The following is a 15,311-nucleotide window of genomic DNA, read 5'->3' as shown; positions in this document are numbered from 1 at the left end:
ACTACCGCACGTCGACCGGACGCGGTGGGCGTGTGACCGGCCGGTCTGCGCCCGCGGTGCTGCCCCCATCGCTGCGCGCGTGGCTCGGGCTGATCGCGGCGCTCGCCACGCTGGTGGTCGTCGTGCTCGGGGTCCTGTATGCCGACGACAGCAAGCCCGGCATGGTGGACGCGCGGATCTGGGCGGCGGTGGACGGTGTGGGGCCGCCGTGGCGGCAAGTCGCTCTGGCCACGGACTTCTTGGGGGAGCCCGTAGGAGCGGCGACGCTGGTCGTGGCCGCCGTGACGGGCTGCCTGCTGCTTCGGCGTCCTCGCGCAGCGGTGCTCATCGTTGCCGGCGTCGGCATGGCCGTCGGGACGGCGACGCTGCTCAAGCACCTGGTGGGACGCACCATCCACGGCGACGGCAACCTGTCCTATCCGAGCGGGCACACCGCCTTCGCCACCGCGCTCGCCCTCGTGGTGGCGCTGCTCGCGACCGGCCGGCTCGGCCTCGGCAGGACGGCCGGCACGTTACTCGTGCTCGCCGCGGCGCTGGTTGCCGGCGCTGCCATGGGCTGGGCGCAGGTCACCCTGGGCGCGCACTACCCGACCGATGTCCTCGGCGGCTGGTGTACCGCGCTGGCGGTGATACCGGCGACCGCGTGGCTGGTCGACCGGCTGGGTGATCGGATGGCCGACGCCGGTCGGCGGGAGCGCCGCTGACGTCACGTCACGTCTCGTCACGCCAAGCGGCGGAATACCGGCTTTACCGGTCGCCCGGCCAGCCAGGGAGTGGGGTCAGTGGCGTCAAGTGCCTTTCGGTACACCGCACATGCCTGGGCCACCACCTCGACGGTGCGGTCGATGTCGGCGTCGCCGAGCGCGCTGCTCACCACGAACGACGGGGCCAGCACCCCGCCCGCGAGGAGCCGGCGCAGGAACAGGGTGCGGTACTGCTGCGACGGCTGCCGGTTCTCGTCGAGGGTGGCGAAGACCAGGTTGCTGGCCCGGCCCCGGACGACGATGTGGTCGCCGACGCCCATGCCGGCCGCGGCCTCGCGGACACCGGCGGCCAACCGCTCGCCGAGGGCGTGCAGCCGCGCGGTGACGCCCTCCTCGACGTAGGTGGTCTGCACGGCCATCGCGGCGGCCAGCGAGTGCGTTTCCGCACCGTGCGTGGTGGACAGCAGGAACACCCGGTCGCCGGAGTGACGCAGCCCGCCCCGCTCCATCAGATCGCGGCGCCCGGCCAGCGCGGAGACGGCGAACCCGTTGCCCAGCGCCTTGCCGAACGTGGAGAGGTCGGGGACGACGCCGTACAGGCCCTGGGCGCCAGCCTCGGACCAGCGGAAGCCGGTGATCATCTCATCGAAGATCAGTACGCAGCCGTGCCGGTCGGCCAGCTCGCGCAGGCCGGCGAGGTACCCGGGAGTGGGGTCTCCACTTTTCTGGGGGCACCTCCCGGCCGAAGGCTGGGGGAGAAGTTGAGAGCTTGGGGAAGGCTCGGTGTGGGTGGCGGGTTCGAGGATCAGGCAGGCGACCTCGTCCTGGTACCGAGTGAGCAGCTCCTCCGTGGCGGCCAGGTCCCCGTAAGGGAACGCCACGGTGAGCTCGTTGGTCGCCGCCGGAACACCGGCGGACATCGGCGTGGTGCCGATGAACCAGTCGTCGACGGAGAAGAACGGATGGTCGGCGCAGATGGCCACCCGCGGGCGCCCGGTGGCGGCGCGGGCGAGGCGCACCGCGGCGGTGGTGGCGTCGGAGCCGTTCTTCGTGAACTTCACCATCTCGGCGGTCGGTACCGTGGCCAGGAAGCGTTCCGCGGCCTCGACCTCCACGATGGACGGCCGGACGAAGTTGCTGCCGCGGTCGAGTTCCCGCCGCACCGCCTCGATCACGCGTGGGTGGGCGTGGCCGAGGCTGACCGACCGCAGGCCGGAGCCGTATTCGATGTAGCGGTTGCCGTCGATGTCCCATACGTGGGCACCGCGGCCGTGGCTGATGACCGGGGCCAGGTTCTCGGGGTACTGGTCGTCGCCCTTGGCGTAGGTGTGCGCGCCGCCGGGGATCATGGCGTGCAGCCGTTCGTTCGCCATCCGCGACCGGGGCAGGAGGAACTTCTCGGTCTCTTCGGTGTGTTCGGTGTGCTCGGTGTCCACGCCGACCCTCACTTCTCTGTGTGCTTCAGGACCTCGGCGAGGCTCGGCGCCTCCCGGTCCCGCTGGGACATCGATGTGACCGGCAGCGGCCAGGAAATGGCGAGCTCCGGGTCGTCGAAGGCGATCGTCACGTCCTCGGCCGGATCGTGCGGGCGGTCGATCCGGTACGAGGTGTCAGCGGTTTCGGTCAATGCCTGGAAGCCGTGCGCGCACCCCGCCGGGATGTACAGGGTCGCCTGCGTGTCACCGGACAGCTGGAAGAGGGCCCGGTTGCGGTAGGTCGGCGAGTCCGTCCGCAGGTCCACGACGACGTCGAAGATCCTGCCGTACGAGCACCGCACCAGCTTGGCCTCGCCGGCGCCGGAGCGCAGGTGCAGGCCGCGCAGCACGCCCCGGACCGAGCGGGACAGGCTGTCCTGGACGAAGGCGTCCGGGTCGAGGCCCACCGAGCGGATCACGTCGGCGTCGAAGGTGCGGCAGAAGAAGCCGCGCTCGTCGGCGTACGGCGTCGGCTCGAACAGGTACGCGCCGTCGATCTCCGGGACTTCGGTCGCTTTCATGGAGCCTCCTGCCGAGCGTGGGAGTGGGCGTGGTCGGTCGCCGGGAACAGGGCCGCGGTCAAGTCGGTGAACTGGTGCTCGAGTTGTCGGGCGGCGGCCTGGTTCCGCTCGATGAGCGTCTGCCGCAGCTCGGCCGATCGCTTCTCCAGCGCCCGGAACTGCTCGAGCAGCCGGTCGGCGTCGACCTCGCGGGCCGGGTGGCAGTACGCGCCCAGACCCATCTGGGCCATGAGCGCCTCGCTCTTCGCCGCATAGCTGAGGGCGAGCACCGGCGTGCCGGTCTTCAGCGCGCAGATCAGGTTGTGGTAGCGGATCGCCACCACGGTGTCGGCAGCCGCCATCTCCTTCATCAGGTCGGCCAGTGAGGACGGCTCGGCAGCGGTGACCAGCGGCGAGTCCACCGCGTCGAGGATCGCGGCGACCACCGACGCATCGCACGCGTCGCCGGTGAGCAGTCGGACCGGCCTGCCCTCCTCGACCAGCGTGCGGACGAACCGGGTCGTCCCCTCTAGGTAACGCCGGTATATCTCATCGGCCCGGGCGCGGTCGTCGTTGCCGCCGTGGAAGTCCATCACACCGACGCAGACCGGGCCCGGCGAGCCCGAGGGCGCTTCCCCAAGCTCTCCGACAGGCTCCGAGCAGGGGATACCCCATTCCCGCGGCGTCGGCAGGGCGAACGCGAGGTCCGGGTAGACCTCGTCGCGCGCGGTGTCCACGCCCATCGCCCGCATCGCCTCGCGGGACTGGGCGTCCCGGTACGACCGGTACGCGGCCAGCCGCGCCGACCAGCGCACCAGGGCTCGGGTCGGCCGGTTGCCGATCTCGGCCGCGCCGACGCTGACCAGCGCGACCCGGGTGCGCAGCAGCCGGCCACTCGCGCAGAGCAGGAACAGCGAGTACGGGAAGCCCCACGGCCGCAGCGGCAGCGTGGCCTCCAGGACGCCCATGCCCGGCACGATCACCACGTCGTGCCGGCGCACCCAGGCGGCGGTGCGGACGGCGTCGACGAGTTTGCCCAGACCCTTCGCCGCGATCGCGCCCGCACGCGACGCGGTCCGGTACTCCCCGCGGTACCAGTGCAGCCGCGTCGCGGGGATCCCGAACCGGGCTGCGACGGCCTCGGGTCCGCCGCACAGCGCGTCCACGGCCGCCTCCGGGTGCTCGGCGCGGAGGTACCCGAGCACGGCCTGGAGCGACCCGTCGTTGCCGAGGTTGCCGGAGCCGAGCAGGCCGAACACCCCGACGCGCACCGGAGTTTCGTCCGCAGACGTCATGCCTGTCTCCCCTCACGTCCGGCGACGAGGGCGTCGACGGAGACGGTCAGCTTGGCCGGGTCGACCGGGGCGCGGTCCTCGACCCGCTCGCCGGCGCCCGGCCGGACCCGGCTGGTCATCCATGCGGCCAGGTGGCGGTAGCACGCGCGCCGGTCGGCCGCGGACAACGGGGCCCGCCGGATCGCCGAGGCGAAGCCCCAGACGTACTCGGCGAGCAGCCGGGGCGTCGGGTGCAGCAGGCCCGCCCGGCGCGGGTCCAGGTTGACGCACCGGGAGCGCTTGCTCGGGTTCGCCCGCTCGGCGCGGGTGGGGTGGTCGCGGCGGAAGTACAGGAGTTCCGGCACCTGGTGGAAGCGCCCGTGCAGGGCGATCTCGGCGACGAACGTGCGGTCCGCGTGGTGGTAGCTGTCCATCGGCTTCACCCGGCGCAGCGCGTCGGCCCGGATCACCCCGTAGAAGTCGTCACCGCCGGGCTCGAACAGCATGCTCCGGAAGCGCTCCGGCGGGTGCGGTGAGTCGGTGGCGAGCGTGTACGCGTACGGGACCTTCACCTGGCCGTCGCCGTCGATGACCGCCTGGTCGGCGTGCGCGAGGATCACGTCCGGCCGCTCGTCCAGCGCCTGGACGCAGCGCCGCAGCAGATCGCGGGCGTAAAGGTCGTCGTGCGAGGCCCACTTGAACAGCTCGCCGCGGCACTCGGCGAACACCCGGTTGTGGTTCGGCGTGGCGCCGATGTTCCGGGGCAGCCGGAGGTACCGGATGCGCGCGTCCTGCGCGGCGTACTTGCGGCAGATGTCCTCGGTCCCGTCGGTCGAGGCGTTGTCGGAGATGACCAGCTCGAAGTCCTCGTAGGTCTGGCCGAGCAGGGCGTCGAGCGACTCGGCCAGGTACTCCTCGCCGTTGTACACGGGCAGGCCGATGCTCAGCCTGGGTTGGGCGGTCATGGGGTCCTCACTTCGGGGATGGGGTGGTGGTGGCGCTCGCGCAGGGCGGACCGCAGTTGCAGCCACCACACGGCCGAGCCGCTGACGGTCGCGGCGGCGACGCCCCAGGCCGAGCCGACCGTGCCGGCGACGGCCGCCCCGCCGAGCCCGCCGCTGACATAGCAGGCCGAGGCGAACAGCTGGCAGCGCAGGCTGCGCCGGGCCGCGCCGAGCGCGCGCAGCCCGGCCGCCGCCCCGGTGCCGAGGCCGGCGCCCGCGACGCCGAGGGTGACCGGCACGACGAGCTGTGCGGCGGAGTGCCAGACGCCGCCGAGCACGAACTCGCCGAGCCGGTCCGGCATCAGCAGCAGCGCCCCGCCCCAGAGCAGCGCGCCGGCGACCTGCCCGCCACCCAGCAGGAGGCAGAACGCGCCAAGGCGGTGCGGGGCCCGCCGGAGCACCCGTGCCGCCTCCGGGACGGTGACCAGCGAAAGGCCCATCAGCACGGCGAGGAACGGGCCGAGCAGGAGCTCGGCGCCCCGCACCGCACCCACCGCGCTGAGCCCGACGATCGCGCCGAGCCCGTACGCCCGCAGCTGGCTCGCGCCGCTGAGGCAGGTGTTCTCGACCAGGTACCGGTAGCCGAGATCGCGCTGCTCGCGAAGCCACCCGCGCGCCCCGGTCACCCGGGGCCGGATGCCGGACTGGAGGTAGCCGTACCCCGCCGCCACCGTGGCGGACGCGCCCCAGGCGAGCACGAAAGCGGCCACGCTGCCCACGCGGGCGGCCACGATCATGGCCGGGACGAGCGCGACGCCCCACACGACGTCGTTGACGAACGCCTTCCGCCCGGTGCCGGCGGCGAAGAACGAGAACCGCCAGGCGTCCTGCAGAAGCAGCCCCGGCAGCATGACGCCGAGGCAGGCGAACGCGGGTCCCACGCGGCCGCCGAGGGCCGTCCCGACCACCAGACACGCCGCGCCGATGGCTGCACCTACGCCGAGTGCGGTACCCGACGACCGGGCCACCGCCCCGCGCCAGGACGCGTCCGACACGCCGCTGAAGCGCACCACGAGCGGATCGGTGGCCAGCCCGCGGGAGATGTTGAGCACCACGCCGTAGGTCACCCAGGCCAAACTGAACACGCCGAACGCGGTCACCCCCAGCGAGCGGGCCACGTAGATGCCCACCGCGAAGTTGGACATGCTGGAGGCCGCCTGGTCGGCCAGTCCCCAGGACAGCCGGCCGACGAGGGCCCGCTTGGCGGATCCGGCCGGTGTCGTCGTTGTCTGCGGATTCTCCCCCTCGGTGGTCATCGGCGTCATACCTTGATCAGCCCGGCGCCGCGCAGGGCGTCGGCCGCGACGGCGACGGCGCTGAACGGCAGCCCGGACCGCTCGGCGACGTCGAGCAGACTGTGTTCGCCGTCGGAGAGGTTGAGCACCCAGAGCATGGCCATCTGGGCCTGTTTGGTGTCGCTGCGGCCGCCGAGCGCGTCGTACAACCCTCGTCGGCCCAGCTGCGGTTCGCCGTAGGGGCTGAGGTTGATGTACCGCCGGTTGCGGTCCAACACGGCGAATGCCTCGCGGCAGACGGCGAGCGTGTCCGCCATCGCCTCCGAGGAGACGAAGTCCAGGTTGTCCGCCGAGGTGTGGTACTCGGGGTAGCCGGCGTACGGGGTCCGGGTGAGCGAGCCCACGCCGAGGTCGAACCCGGGCGAGCAGAACTGCCGCTCGTCGTAGCCGTAAGGAGTGAACTCGGCGACGTGGTGCGGGCGTTCGGAGACGGCCAGCACGTGCCGCATCACTCGGTCGATCTCCGCGTCGCCGCGCCTGCTCTGCTTGTACGTCAGGCTGCCCGGGTCGCCGGCGCAGGCCAGCACAAGCCCGTGCTTGACCCTTCCCCAAGCTCTCGACTCCTCCCCCAGCCTTCGGCCGGGAGGGGCCCCCAGAGCAGGGGATACCCCTTTCACCCGCTCCGCGTTGCGGGCCAGCCAGGTGATCGCCCCGATGGTGCCGGGCGCGAACAGGAACCGGTAGGTGTAGTACGGCGTCTGTTCCGCCAGTGCCCGGGCCAGGAACGTCGCCACCGCGATGCCGGCCAGGTTGTCGTTGGCCAGCGACGGGTGGCAGACGTGGCAGGAGACGATCACCTCGTCGGGGACCTGTCCGGGGACCACGTGCTCGGCGTAGGTGAGGTGGCCGTCGGTGAGTGTGGAGTTGATGCGCACCTCGTACTCGCCGTCCGGCAGCGCGTCCAAGGTCTCCTGGGCCAGGCAGAACCCCCATTCCGGCTTGTAGTAGCTGGTGCGGTACGGCACCCAGGACGGGTGGTCCGGCAGGGTGTGCAGGTGCGCGCGAAGCTCGGCCAGCGGCATGGTCGTCGACACCGGCACGCTGTAGCCGAGCACGTGCAGGCTGGACGCGGCGAAGTCGACGACCCGGTTGCCGGCGGTGTCGGCGATGTACGCGTCCCGGATGTTCCACTCCTGCGGCACCGTCCAGTCGAGCACCTGCGTCCCGGTCGGTACCTCGTGCACCTGCAGCGGAACGTACTCGCCGACGATCTCCAGGGTGGCGCGCACACCGTCGCCGGTGATGCTCCGGCACAGCGGGTACAGCCGCTCCACCAGCGCGTACATCTCTTCGCCGGGCTCGGTCATCGGCGCCGCCGCAGGGTGTCGTCGACGGTGCCGGCGTCGGACGCCGCGCGCAGCACGGCAAGGCGGGTGAAGCGTCGCTCGAAGTCCTCCCGGGTCAGCCCGAACTTCCGGTAGGCGTCGGCGAGTTCGAGCGCGCCCTGCTTCACCGTCCACTCGCAGTCGAAGCCGGGTATCGACGTGCGGAACCGGGAGAAGTCCACCCGGTACGAGCGCGGATCGGCACCGGTCTCCCCGGTGATCACCACCTTCGAGCCGGACACCGCCTCGGCGACCTGCTCGGCGATCTCGGCGACCGTGACGTTGTTGATCTCGCTGCCGATGTTGAACGCCCGGTCGTGCACCGCTTCGCGGGGCGCGGTCAGCGCGGCCGTGAAGGCCCGTGCGATGTCGGCGGCGTGCACCAGCGGGCGCCAGGGGGTGCCGTCGGAGAGCACCAGCACCTCGCCGGACAGGAGCGCGTGGCCCACCAGGTTGTTCAGCACGATGTCGGCGCGCAGCCGGGGTGAGTAGCCGAAGGCGGTGGCGTTGCGCATGAACACCGGGCTGAAGTCGCCGTCGGACAGTGCGTGCAGGTCGTCCTCCACCCGCACCTTGGACTCCGCGTACGGCGTCACCGGGCGCAGCGGGGCGTCCTCGGTGACCAGGTCGTCCCCGCCGGCGGCGCCGTAGACCGAGCAGGTCGACGCGTACAGGAAGCGCCGTACTCCGGCGTCGCGGGCCAGCCGGGCCAGCCGCACGGACGCGTGGTGGTTGATGTCGTAGGTGAGCTCCGGCGCCAGCGATCCCAGCGGGTCGTTGGAGAGCGCGGCCAGGTGGATCACGGCGTCCACCCCGGCCACGTGTTCGGCCGTGACGTCGCGCAGGTCCACCCGATGCCCCTGCGGGTCCGCGGGCGGCTCGCCCAGCACGCAGTCGGCGAACAGGCCGGCGTCAAGGCCGACGACCTCGTGCCCGGCGGCGGCGAGGACCGGGGCCATCACGGTGCCCAGATAGCCCTGGTGTCCTGTCAGTAGTACGCGCAAGGTTCAACCCCCCAGGTTGAGCGTGAGTTTGGTGACGGCGAACGCCTCGGCGTATCGCGCGTGGCATTCGATGCCGCGGATCCGCGCAAGACCGAGGAAGGCCTCCCGGTCGTACCAGGGCCGGTGCCGCTGCGAGGGGTAGTGCTCCTGCAGCAGCCGCACCTTCTGTTCGGCGATCTCCGGCGACAGCGGCTGATACGCCGCCATACGGCCGAGATCACCGTCCCATTTGACGATCTCGTAGCCGAGCACGAGGTGGTCGCGGAAGGCGGTGGGTATCAGCTTCGCCAGGCCGCGGTGATCCTGGTGCGCGTCATCGGTCCGCGGAGCCAGGATCAGATGCGGGTCGGTCTGCTCGCGCAGCTCCTCGACCGCGGCCTTGGCCTCCTCCCAGTGCGCGGGCAGCCGACCGTCCGGCAGCTTGTGCACGGTCAGGCGCAGGTCGGCGCCCGGGCAGAAGGCGGCGAGCGCGGCCTGCTCCTCCTGCTCCCGCTCGCTGCCGCCGCCGGAGAGAACCAGTGCGTCGACGCGGAGACCCGGCCGCGCGTGGCACAGCGTCAGCAGTGTGCCGCCGGCGCCGATGGCGATGTCGTCGCAGTGCGCGCCCAGCGCGACGATCCGGTCCGGGCGCCCGGCACCGAGCCGGATCACGCTCTCACTCCGGAGCCGTTGCTGCTGGCGGTCGCCCCCTGGAGACCAGCCCCCGCGCCGTCCCGTTCCCACACGGTCCACGGGCGGTCTCCCCGGGCGTAGGCGGCGTCGAGTGCGGCCCGCTCCTTCACGGTGTCGGTCGGCTTCCAGAAGCCGCGGTGCTGGTGCGCCACCAACCGGCCGCGCTTGGCGAGTTGGGCGCATCCGTCAGCGACCAGATCCCCGTTCTCCGGGATGTGGTCGAAGACCTCCTGGCGGAGCACGAAGTAGCCGCCGTTCTCCCACAGCGGCAGTTCACTCACCGCGGTGATGCCCCCCACCAGGCCGTCCTCGCCCAGGTCCACGCAGTGGAACGAGGACTGCGGAGGCACCACCATCATCGACGCACCGGCGTCGCGCCGGGCGAACCGGTCGATCATCTCCGGCAGCGGGGCGTCGGTGAGTACGTCGGCGTAGTTGGCGAGGAACATCTCGTCGCCGTCCAGGTGGTGCCGCACCCGGCGCAGCCGCTCCCCGATCGGCGACTCGATGCCGGTCTGCGCGAACGTGATCGTCCAGGAGGCGATGTCGGTGGACAGCAGCTCGGTCTGCCCGTTGCGCAGCACGAAGTCGTTGGACGTCGTCTCCTCGTAGTTGAGGAAGAAGTTCTTGATGTGGTGCGCCCCGTACCCGAGACACAGGATGAACTCCGTGTGCCCGAAGTGCGCGTAGTAGCGCATGACGTGCCAGATCAGCGGCCGCGGGCCGACCATCGCCATCGGCTTGGGCATGTCGTCGGAGGCTCCGCTGCGCATACGCAGCCCGTAACCGCCGCAGAACAGAACGACCTTCACGACTTGACCTCGACAATGCTCAGTTCCGGGATGGGAAAGACCAGCCGGCCGCCCCAGTCGTGCACGAAGGACAGTTGCTCGACCAGCTCGGCCCGCAGGTTCCACGGGAGGACGAGGACGTAGTCCGGTCTGTCGGCGGCTATCTGCTCGGGCGGCAGGATCGGGATGCGGGTGCCCGGGGTGAACCTGCCGTGTTTGTAGGGGTTGCGGTCGACCGTGTACGGGAGCAGGTCGGGCCGGATGCCGCAGTGGTTGAGCAGGGTGTTGCCCTTGCCCGGGGCGCCGTAGCCGACGACCGTCTCGCCGCGCTCGGCCGCCTCGATGAGGAACCGCAGGAGGTCCCGGCGCACCTTGGCCACCCGGGCGGAGAACTCGGTGTACCCGGACAGCTCCTGCAGCCCGGCGGCCTTCTCCCGGTCCAGCACGTCGGCCACCCTCCGGGTCGGCTCGCCGGCCACCTCGGCCGGCCGGGCCCACAGCCGGATGGAGCCGCCGTGCGTGGGCAGTAGCTCGACGTCCACGAGCGCGAGTCCGCCGCTCGCAAGGGCTCGGATCGCGGACGCGACCGTGTAGTACTGGAAGTGCTCGTGGTAGATCGTGTCGTACTGGTTTTCCTCGATCAGGGTCAGCAGGTGCTGCACCTCGATGGAGACCCAGCCGTCGTCGGCGACCAGGGCGCGCAGCCCCTGGGTGAACCCGACCACGTCGGGGATGTGCGCGTACACGTTGTTGGCCACGACCAGGTCCGCCGGGCCGTGCTCGGCGCGGACGCCCGAGCCGGTGGCCGGGTCCAGGAACTCCGTGAGCGTGGGCACACCCGCGTCCCGCGCCGCGGCGCCGACGTTCACCGACGGCTCGATGCCGAGGCAGCGGATCCCGCGGTCCACCACGTGCCTCAGCAGGTACCCGTCGTTGCTCGCCACCTCGACCACGAAGGCGTCGGGGCCGAGACCCACCCGCTGTACGGCGTCGGCGACGAACGTGCGCGCGTGCTCCACCCAGGAGGTCGAGTACGAGGAGAAGTATGCGTACTCCTTGAACGTCTCCTCCGGCGTGATCAGCGGCGGGATCTGCGCGAGCCAGCAGTCGGTGCAGACCCGCAGGTGCAGCGGGTACGCCGGCTCCGGCTTGTCCAGTTGGTCCGCGGCGAGAAAGCTCTCACATGGTGGCGTCGCCCCAAGATCGACGACGCTCGTCATCGCTTCCGAGCCGCAGAGTCGGCATCGTGTCATCTGCTATCCCCATCCCCCCTGCTCGCGCGGGTGTCCCCGCCGCGAGCCAGTGCTGACCGACCCGCGATCGCGGTGCGGTACCCCTCCACCAGGCGCTCCAGCCCGACGGCCGGGCTGAAACCCTGCTCGTAACGGCGCCGGGCCGCCTGGCCCATCTCCCGGTTGCGGGCCGGCTCGGCCGTGATCCGGCGCACGTAGGACGCGAGCGAAGCGGGCTCGCCCGGCCGGTGCAGCAGCCCGGTCACGCTGTCCTCGACGAGTTCGACGAAGGCGCCGTGACCGGCGGCGACGACCGGGACCCCCGCCGCCATCGCCTCGACGACCACGAGACCGAACGCCTCCAGCCACGTCGAGGGAGCCACTACGGCGACCGACCGCGCGATGGCCTTCTGGCACTCCGCCGTGTCGTACAGGCCGACGTATTGCACGTCGTCCCGGCCCGCCGCCCATGCGGTCACCTCTTGCTCCAGCGGTCCCGTGCCGGCGATCACCAGCGGCACGCCCACGCCGCCGTCAGCGGCGATCTCGTCCCACGCGGCCATGAGCAGCCGCACGCCCTTGGCCTCCGCGAGCCGGCCGAGATAGAGCAGATGCTCGCCGGCGCCTTCTCGGCAGGCGCCCGGGTCGGGCACGAAGTTGTGCTTCACCGCCAGCCGCTCGGATGGCATGCCGGCCTGCACCAGGACGTCGCGCTGCGCCGCGGAGATGCAGAAGAACCGCTCCACGCCGGACCACCACCGCCGCCGGTTGACCGACAGGCTGACCGCGAGCGGCACCGTCGCCAGCCGGGAGCTCCGGTAGCAGCCGTGCCGGACGGCGGGCAGCGGCGCCGACCCGACGCACTCGGTGCACGGCCGGCCGTCCCGCTGCAGTGTGCCGGGCGGGCAGACCTGGGTGTAGTTGTGCAGCGTGGCGACGGCGGGCACGCCGGCGTCGGCGCAGGCGGCCAGCACCGCGGGCGACAGGAGCGGGAAGACGTTGTGAACGTGCACCACGTCCGGCCGCTCGCTGCGCAGCCGGGCGGCGAGCTCCGCGCGGACCGCCGGGTTCCACGGCACCAGCAGCGGCACCGCGGCCTTGCCCAGCAGGGACCGGGCGGCGATGTCGTCGCTGCGCCGCTCGAACACCTCGACCCGGTGGCCGGCCGCGCGCAGCAGCTCCACCTCCTGGTCGACGACCTTGTTCTCCCCGCTCGGCTGCGCCGAGGAGTAGCGGTTGTGCACCACGAGGACGTGCATGCTCAGGTCACCTCCGATCTTCGGGCCCATCGCGGTATGTGTCGTCGAGGGACTTCGGGCGTCGAGAGGGGAGTGGCCGCGGCGGCCACGGCAGGTGCCGCCAGCAGCGAGGCGGCCAGGGCCAGATGCAGCAGATACGGCGAGGCGTCGCCCAGCCCTGCCTCGGTGTACGACGCGATCGCGCAGTAGCTGATCAGGAAGATCGCGCAGGCCCTCGACAGCGACGGTGGCCGCAGCAGCGCGACGCCGCCCAGCACGATGATGATCGCCGCCACCAAGGCGACGCCGATCAGCCCCTGTTCGTTGTAGACGGCCAGCCAGCTGTTGTCGATCGGCAGCCCGCCGAACGACTTGTCGCCCAGGCCCGCGCCGAACAGCTGCTCCGAGGTCGTCCGGGGCGCTGCCAGCAAGGCGTCCCAGACCTTGGCCCGACCGGTGAGGTTGGAGAAGTTCTCCTGGCTCTGTCCGCGCAGGAACCATGCCTGTAGCGCGGAGCTGAACGCCACCGCGGCCACCGTGGCGCACAGCACCGCCCAGGTGAAGAACCGGCGGGCCGCGGCGCTGGTCAGGATGAGCGAGCCGATCGCCAACGCCAGCCCGATGAACAGGCCGAGCGTGGCCGTCCGGGTATGGGTCAACGCGAGCAGGACGAGTGACGGCACGATGACCACCGCCGCGCTGGCCCTGTCGGTCCGGCGGCCCAGTACGAGCAGCACGGTGAGCCCGATGATCACCGCGGCGTACTGTCCGATCTGCGGCGGGGTGAGCGGCCACAACGCGCCGACCAGTCGCCCGCCGTAGAGATCGGGCAGGGCCGCGCCCGGTGAGACGACCAGGCCGGCGGCCACCGACCCGAGCACCGCGAAGTACATCCGGATGTGGCGCCGGACGAACGTCAGTCCGCCGTCCCACCAGCGGCTGAGCAGCCACAGCGTGCCGACGAAGAGAGCCAGCCGGGTGCAGCGGAACAGCGCGCCGAACCCGGCCTCCAGGTTCGCGCTGGAGATCACGCTCGGCACCAGCAGCAGGGTGAGCAGGAGCACGTAGGCGCTGGCCCGGATGCGCAGCCGAAGATTGACCGCGAGCGCCAGCGCGAACGCGGCGACCAGCGCGCCCATGGTGACCATCTGGATGAGGGAGCGGGGCAGCGGGATGATGGTCTTCGCCCCGGCGGAGCCGAGCGTGTTGAGGATCAGCAGCCCCCAGACCGTCCCGACGCTCTTCGACGTGTGGTCCGCGCCCACCTCAACCACCGGTCCGTGGGTCGAAGGTGCTGCCCGCGTCCTGCTGGTACGGCGTGCCCTGCCACTGCCCGGAGTCGAGTATCCGGCTCGGGTCGTGGGCGACGAATTTCCATGGTCCGAGGTAGACGTTGTCGTGCCAGCGGTTGTGCTGCTTGCGGGTGATCGCCTCAGCGACCCGCTCGCCCTGGTACGGCGACCAGTCCGGATAGGTGCCGTAGTTGGCCAGCATCGCCATTCGGTCGCACTTCACCGTGCAGTCGACGATGGACTTGTCCAGCACGAAGCGGTTGCCGTGGATGTCCACCCGCTGGGTCTTCCACCGGCAGTCGGCGTAGAGCGGTGCGGTGGCGATCGCCGGCCGCGCGCAACGCTCTGGGCGCCGCGCCAGCAACGTGCAGTCACCGGACGAGGTGTTGGCCGGGCTGTTGCAGAACCGGTCGGCGTTTTCCCACAGGGTGATCCCGTTCCAGTTGTTCTCCAGCACGTTCCGGTAGAACTCGATCTTGTCCGTGCGGGCTCGGATCCGTGGTTCGCCGCCGGACTCGGACAGGTAGATGGTCGCCAACGGGAAGCTGTCGTCGCGGTCGGCGTACCTGCGGCCCTCGACCCAGTTGTTCCGCCGGATCGTGTTTTTCCGGATGACCGCGTTGTAGCTGGTCTCGTAGATCAGCGCGGCACCGTCGTTGGCCTCGAGCACGTTGTCCTCGATGCGGAAGTCGTTGTTGTTGGTGTCCGCCCATAACCCGGAACCTCGGTTGTCGTGCACCCAGTTGCCGCGTACGTCGGCGCCGTTGACGGCCCAGAACTTGACGCCTCCAGTGCAGCCGCAACCCGGCTTCCGCCGCTCCCAGTCGTCGGTGTTGTTGGCCACGATCTCGTTGCCCTCGACCACCAGGCCGCGGATAGGGTCGCCGGCCTTGTACGCGTTCATTCCGTACTGTCCGTTGCCGCGCAGGCAGCTGGCGCGGACCCGCTGGCGGGCACCGGCCATCAGCCCGGCGCCGGAGTTGTGCTGGATCGTCGCGTGCTCGATCACCCACCCGTCGGCCGAGTCATGGTTGACCACGCCCTCGTTCTGCGGCGCGACGAAACCCTGCACGGTCAGGTAGCGGATGGTGACATTGTGGGCGGTACCGCCGAACGCGTACTGGTTGATCTTCCGGCCGTCGAACACCGCGCCTGGCGCGCCGAGGTAGCGGTTTCCCTTCTTGGGGATGACCTGGGAGTAGCGATCCCGCTCGAGCCTGTGCTTGCCCGGTCGAAGCCAGAACGTGGTGTTCGGAGGGTTGCTTCGGGTCTTCGCAGCCAGGTCACCGACCACCGCGGGGTCGACCGTCACCGCGCCCGCCGGTGCCTTGGCCGGCCCGGCCGCAGGCTTGGCACACACCCGGGCCCGGGCCACGGACGTGGATGGTGCAACGGTCGGCTCCGCCGCCGGGGCGCCCGGCGTGCTCACACAGCCGGTCGCCAGCAGGGCCAGCGCCAGCGCCGCCGCCGGTAACGCCCAGTTCCGAGACTTGATCACCACGCGT

At 71.3% G+C, this 15,311-nt stretch carries 14 protein-coding genes; 1 reads left to right on the top strand and 13 read right to left on the bottom strand.

Annotated elements, in window-relative coordinates:
- The first annotated feature begins 32 nt into the window (after positions 1 to 32).
- Positions 33 to 704 (top strand): phosphatase PAP2 family protein, encoded by a 672-nt coding sequence (locus KI385_RS03480; protein WP_238570753.1) that lies wholly within the window; start codon positions 33 to 35, stop codon positions 702 to 704.
- Between the two features lie 17 nt (positions 705 to 721).
- Here the strand turns inward: KI385_RS03480 and KI385_RS03475 are convergent, their stop codons facing one another.
- From KI385_RS03475 to KI385_RS03415, 13 genes are all read right to left on the bottom strand, one after another.
- Complete coding sequence (locus KI385_RS03475; protein WP_238577549.1) at positions 722 to 2,077, bottom strand: glutamate-1-semialdehyde 2,1-aminomutase; 1,356 nt, start codon at positions 2,075 to 2,077, stop codon at positions 722 to 724.
- A 71-nt stretch (positions 2,078 to 2,148) separates the two neighbouring features.
- Positions 2,149 to 2,700: a dTDP-4-dehydrorhamnose 3,5-epimerase gene (gene rfbC / locus KI385_RS03470; protein ID WP_238570752.1), complete on the bottom strand. Its 552-nt coding sequence runs from the start codon at positions 2,698 to 2,700 to the stop codon at positions 2,149 to 2,151.
- A complete protein-coding gene (locus tag KI385_RS03465; protein WP_238570751.1) occupies positions 2,697 to 3,974 on the bottom strand; it encodes a polysaccharide pyruvyl transferase family protein in 1,278 nt (425 codons plus the stop codon). The genes rfbC and KI385_RS03465 overlap by 4 nt, the downstream gene beginning before the upstream one ends.
- Positions 3,971 to 4,918 carry a glycosyltransferase family 2 protein gene (locus tag KI385_RS03460; protein WP_238570750.1) on the bottom strand — a complete coding sequence of 316 codons (948 nt, stop codon included), beginning with the start codon at positions 4,916 to 4,918 and terminating at the stop codon, positions 3,971 to 3,973. The genes KI385_RS03465 and KI385_RS03460 overlap by 4 nt, the downstream gene beginning before the upstream one ends.
- Positions 4,915 to 6,213, bottom strand: a complete 1,299-nt coding sequence (locus KI385_RS03455) for an MATE family efflux transporter (RefSeq protein ID WP_425356859.1) — start codon at positions 6,211 to 6,213, stop codon at positions 4,915 to 4,917. Before KI385_RS03455 ends, KI385_RS03460 begins: the two co-directional genes overlap by 4 nt.
- A gap of 5 nt (positions 6,214 to 6,218) precedes the next feature.
- The gene (locus KI385_RS03450; protein ID WP_238570748.1) at positions 6,219 to 7,559 is read right to left on the bottom strand and encodes a DUF4910 domain-containing protein; all 1,341 of its coding nucleotides are present in this window, start codon (positions 7,557 to 7,559) and stop codon (positions 6,219 to 6,221) included.
- Positions 7,556 to 8,581, bottom strand: coding sequence for an NAD-dependent epimerase/dehydratase family protein (locus KI385_RS03445; RefSeq protein WP_238570747.1), 1,026 nt, complete (start codon positions 8,579 to 8,581; stop codon positions 7,556 to 7,558). The genes KI385_RS03450 and KI385_RS03445 overlap by 4 nt, the downstream gene beginning before the upstream one ends.
- A 3-nt stretch (positions 8,582 to 8,584) precedes the next feature.
- The gene (locus KI385_RS03440) at positions 8,585 to 9,232 is read right to left on the bottom strand and encodes a PIG-L deacetylase family protein (protein ID WP_238570746.1); all 648 of its coding nucleotides are present in this window, start codon (positions 9,230 to 9,232) and stop codon (positions 8,585 to 8,587) included.
- Positions 9,229 to 10,065, bottom strand: a complete 837-nt coding sequence (locus KI385_RS03435; RefSeq protein WP_238570745.1) for a glycosyltransferase family protein — start codon at positions 10,063 to 10,065, stop codon at positions 9,229 to 9,231. The genes KI385_RS03440 and KI385_RS03435 overlap by 4 nt, the downstream gene beginning before the upstream one ends.
- Positions 10,062 to 11,297 carry a class I SAM-dependent methyltransferase gene (locus tag KI385_RS03430; RefSeq protein WP_238570744.1) on the bottom strand — a complete coding sequence of 412 codons (1,236 nt, stop codon included), beginning with the start codon at positions 11,295 to 11,297 and terminating at the stop codon, positions 10,062 to 10,064. The genes KI385_RS03435 and KI385_RS03430 overlap by 4 nt, the downstream gene beginning before the upstream one ends.
- A complete protein-coding gene (locus KI385_RS03425; RefSeq protein WP_238570743.1) occupies positions 11,294 to 12,535 on the bottom strand; it encodes a glycosyltransferase in 1,242 nt (413 codons plus the stop codon). Before KI385_RS03425 ends, KI385_RS03430 begins: the two co-directional genes overlap by 4 nt.
- A 2-nt stretch (positions 12,536 to 12,537) precedes the next feature.
- The gene (locus KI385_RS03420; RefSeq protein ID WP_238577548.1) at positions 12,538 to 13,779 is read right to left on the bottom strand and encodes an O-antigen ligase domain-containing protein; all 1,242 of its coding nucleotides are present in this window, start codon (positions 13,777 to 13,779) and stop codon (positions 12,538 to 12,540) included.
- Position 13,780: 1 nt separating this feature from the next.
- Positions 13,781 to 15,307 (bottom strand): right-handed parallel beta-helix repeat-containing protein, encoded by a 1,527-nt coding sequence (locus KI385_RS03415; protein WP_238570742.1) that lies wholly within the window; start codon positions 15,305 to 15,307, stop codon positions 13,781 to 13,783.
- Positions 15,308 to 15,311: the final 4 nt, after the last annotated feature.

Source organism: Streptomyces inhibens, assembly GCF_022221585.1.
Classification (GTDB): Bacteria; Actinomycetota; Actinomycetes; order Streptomycetales; family Streptomycetaceae; genus Streptomyces; species Streptomyces inhibens.
Note: the sequence above shows the minus strand (reverse complement) of the source record. Positions and strands in the feature narration are given on the sequence as shown.

Bases quoted from the DNA above. Each gene is read 5' to 3' on its own strand.
- KI385_RS03475 (WP_238577549.1), bottom strand. From the start codon at position 2,077: ATGGCGAACGAACGGCTGCACGCCATGATCCCCGGCGGCGCGCACACC.
- rfbC (WP_238570752.1), bottom strand. From the start codon at position 2,700: ATGAAAGCGACCGAAGTCCCGGAGATCGACGGCGCGTACCTGTTCGAG.
- KI385_RS03450 (WP_238570748.1), bottom strand. From the start codon at position 7,559: ATGACCGAGCCCGGCGAAGAGATGTACGCGCTGGTGGAGCGGCTGTAC.
- KI385_RS03430 (WP_238570744.1), bottom strand. From the start codon at position 11,297: ATGACACGATGCCGACTCTGCGGCTCGGAAGCGATGACGAGCGTCGTC.
- KI385_RS03455 (WP_425356859.1), bottom strand. From the start codon at position 6,213: ATGACCACCGAGGGGGAGAATCCGCAGACAACGACGACACCGGCCGGA.
- KI385_RS03425 (WP_238570743.1), bottom strand. From the start codon at position 12,535: ATGCACGTCCTCGTGGTGCACAACCGCTACTCCTCGGCGCAGCCGAGC.
- KI385_RS03460 (WP_238570750.1), bottom strand. From the start codon at position 4,918: ATGACCGCCCAACCCAGGCTGAGCATCGGCCTGCCCGTGTACAACGGC.
- KI385_RS03465 (WP_238570751.1), bottom strand. From the start codon at position 3,974: ATGACGTCTGCGGACGAAACTCCGGTGCGCGTCGGGGTGTTCGGCCTG.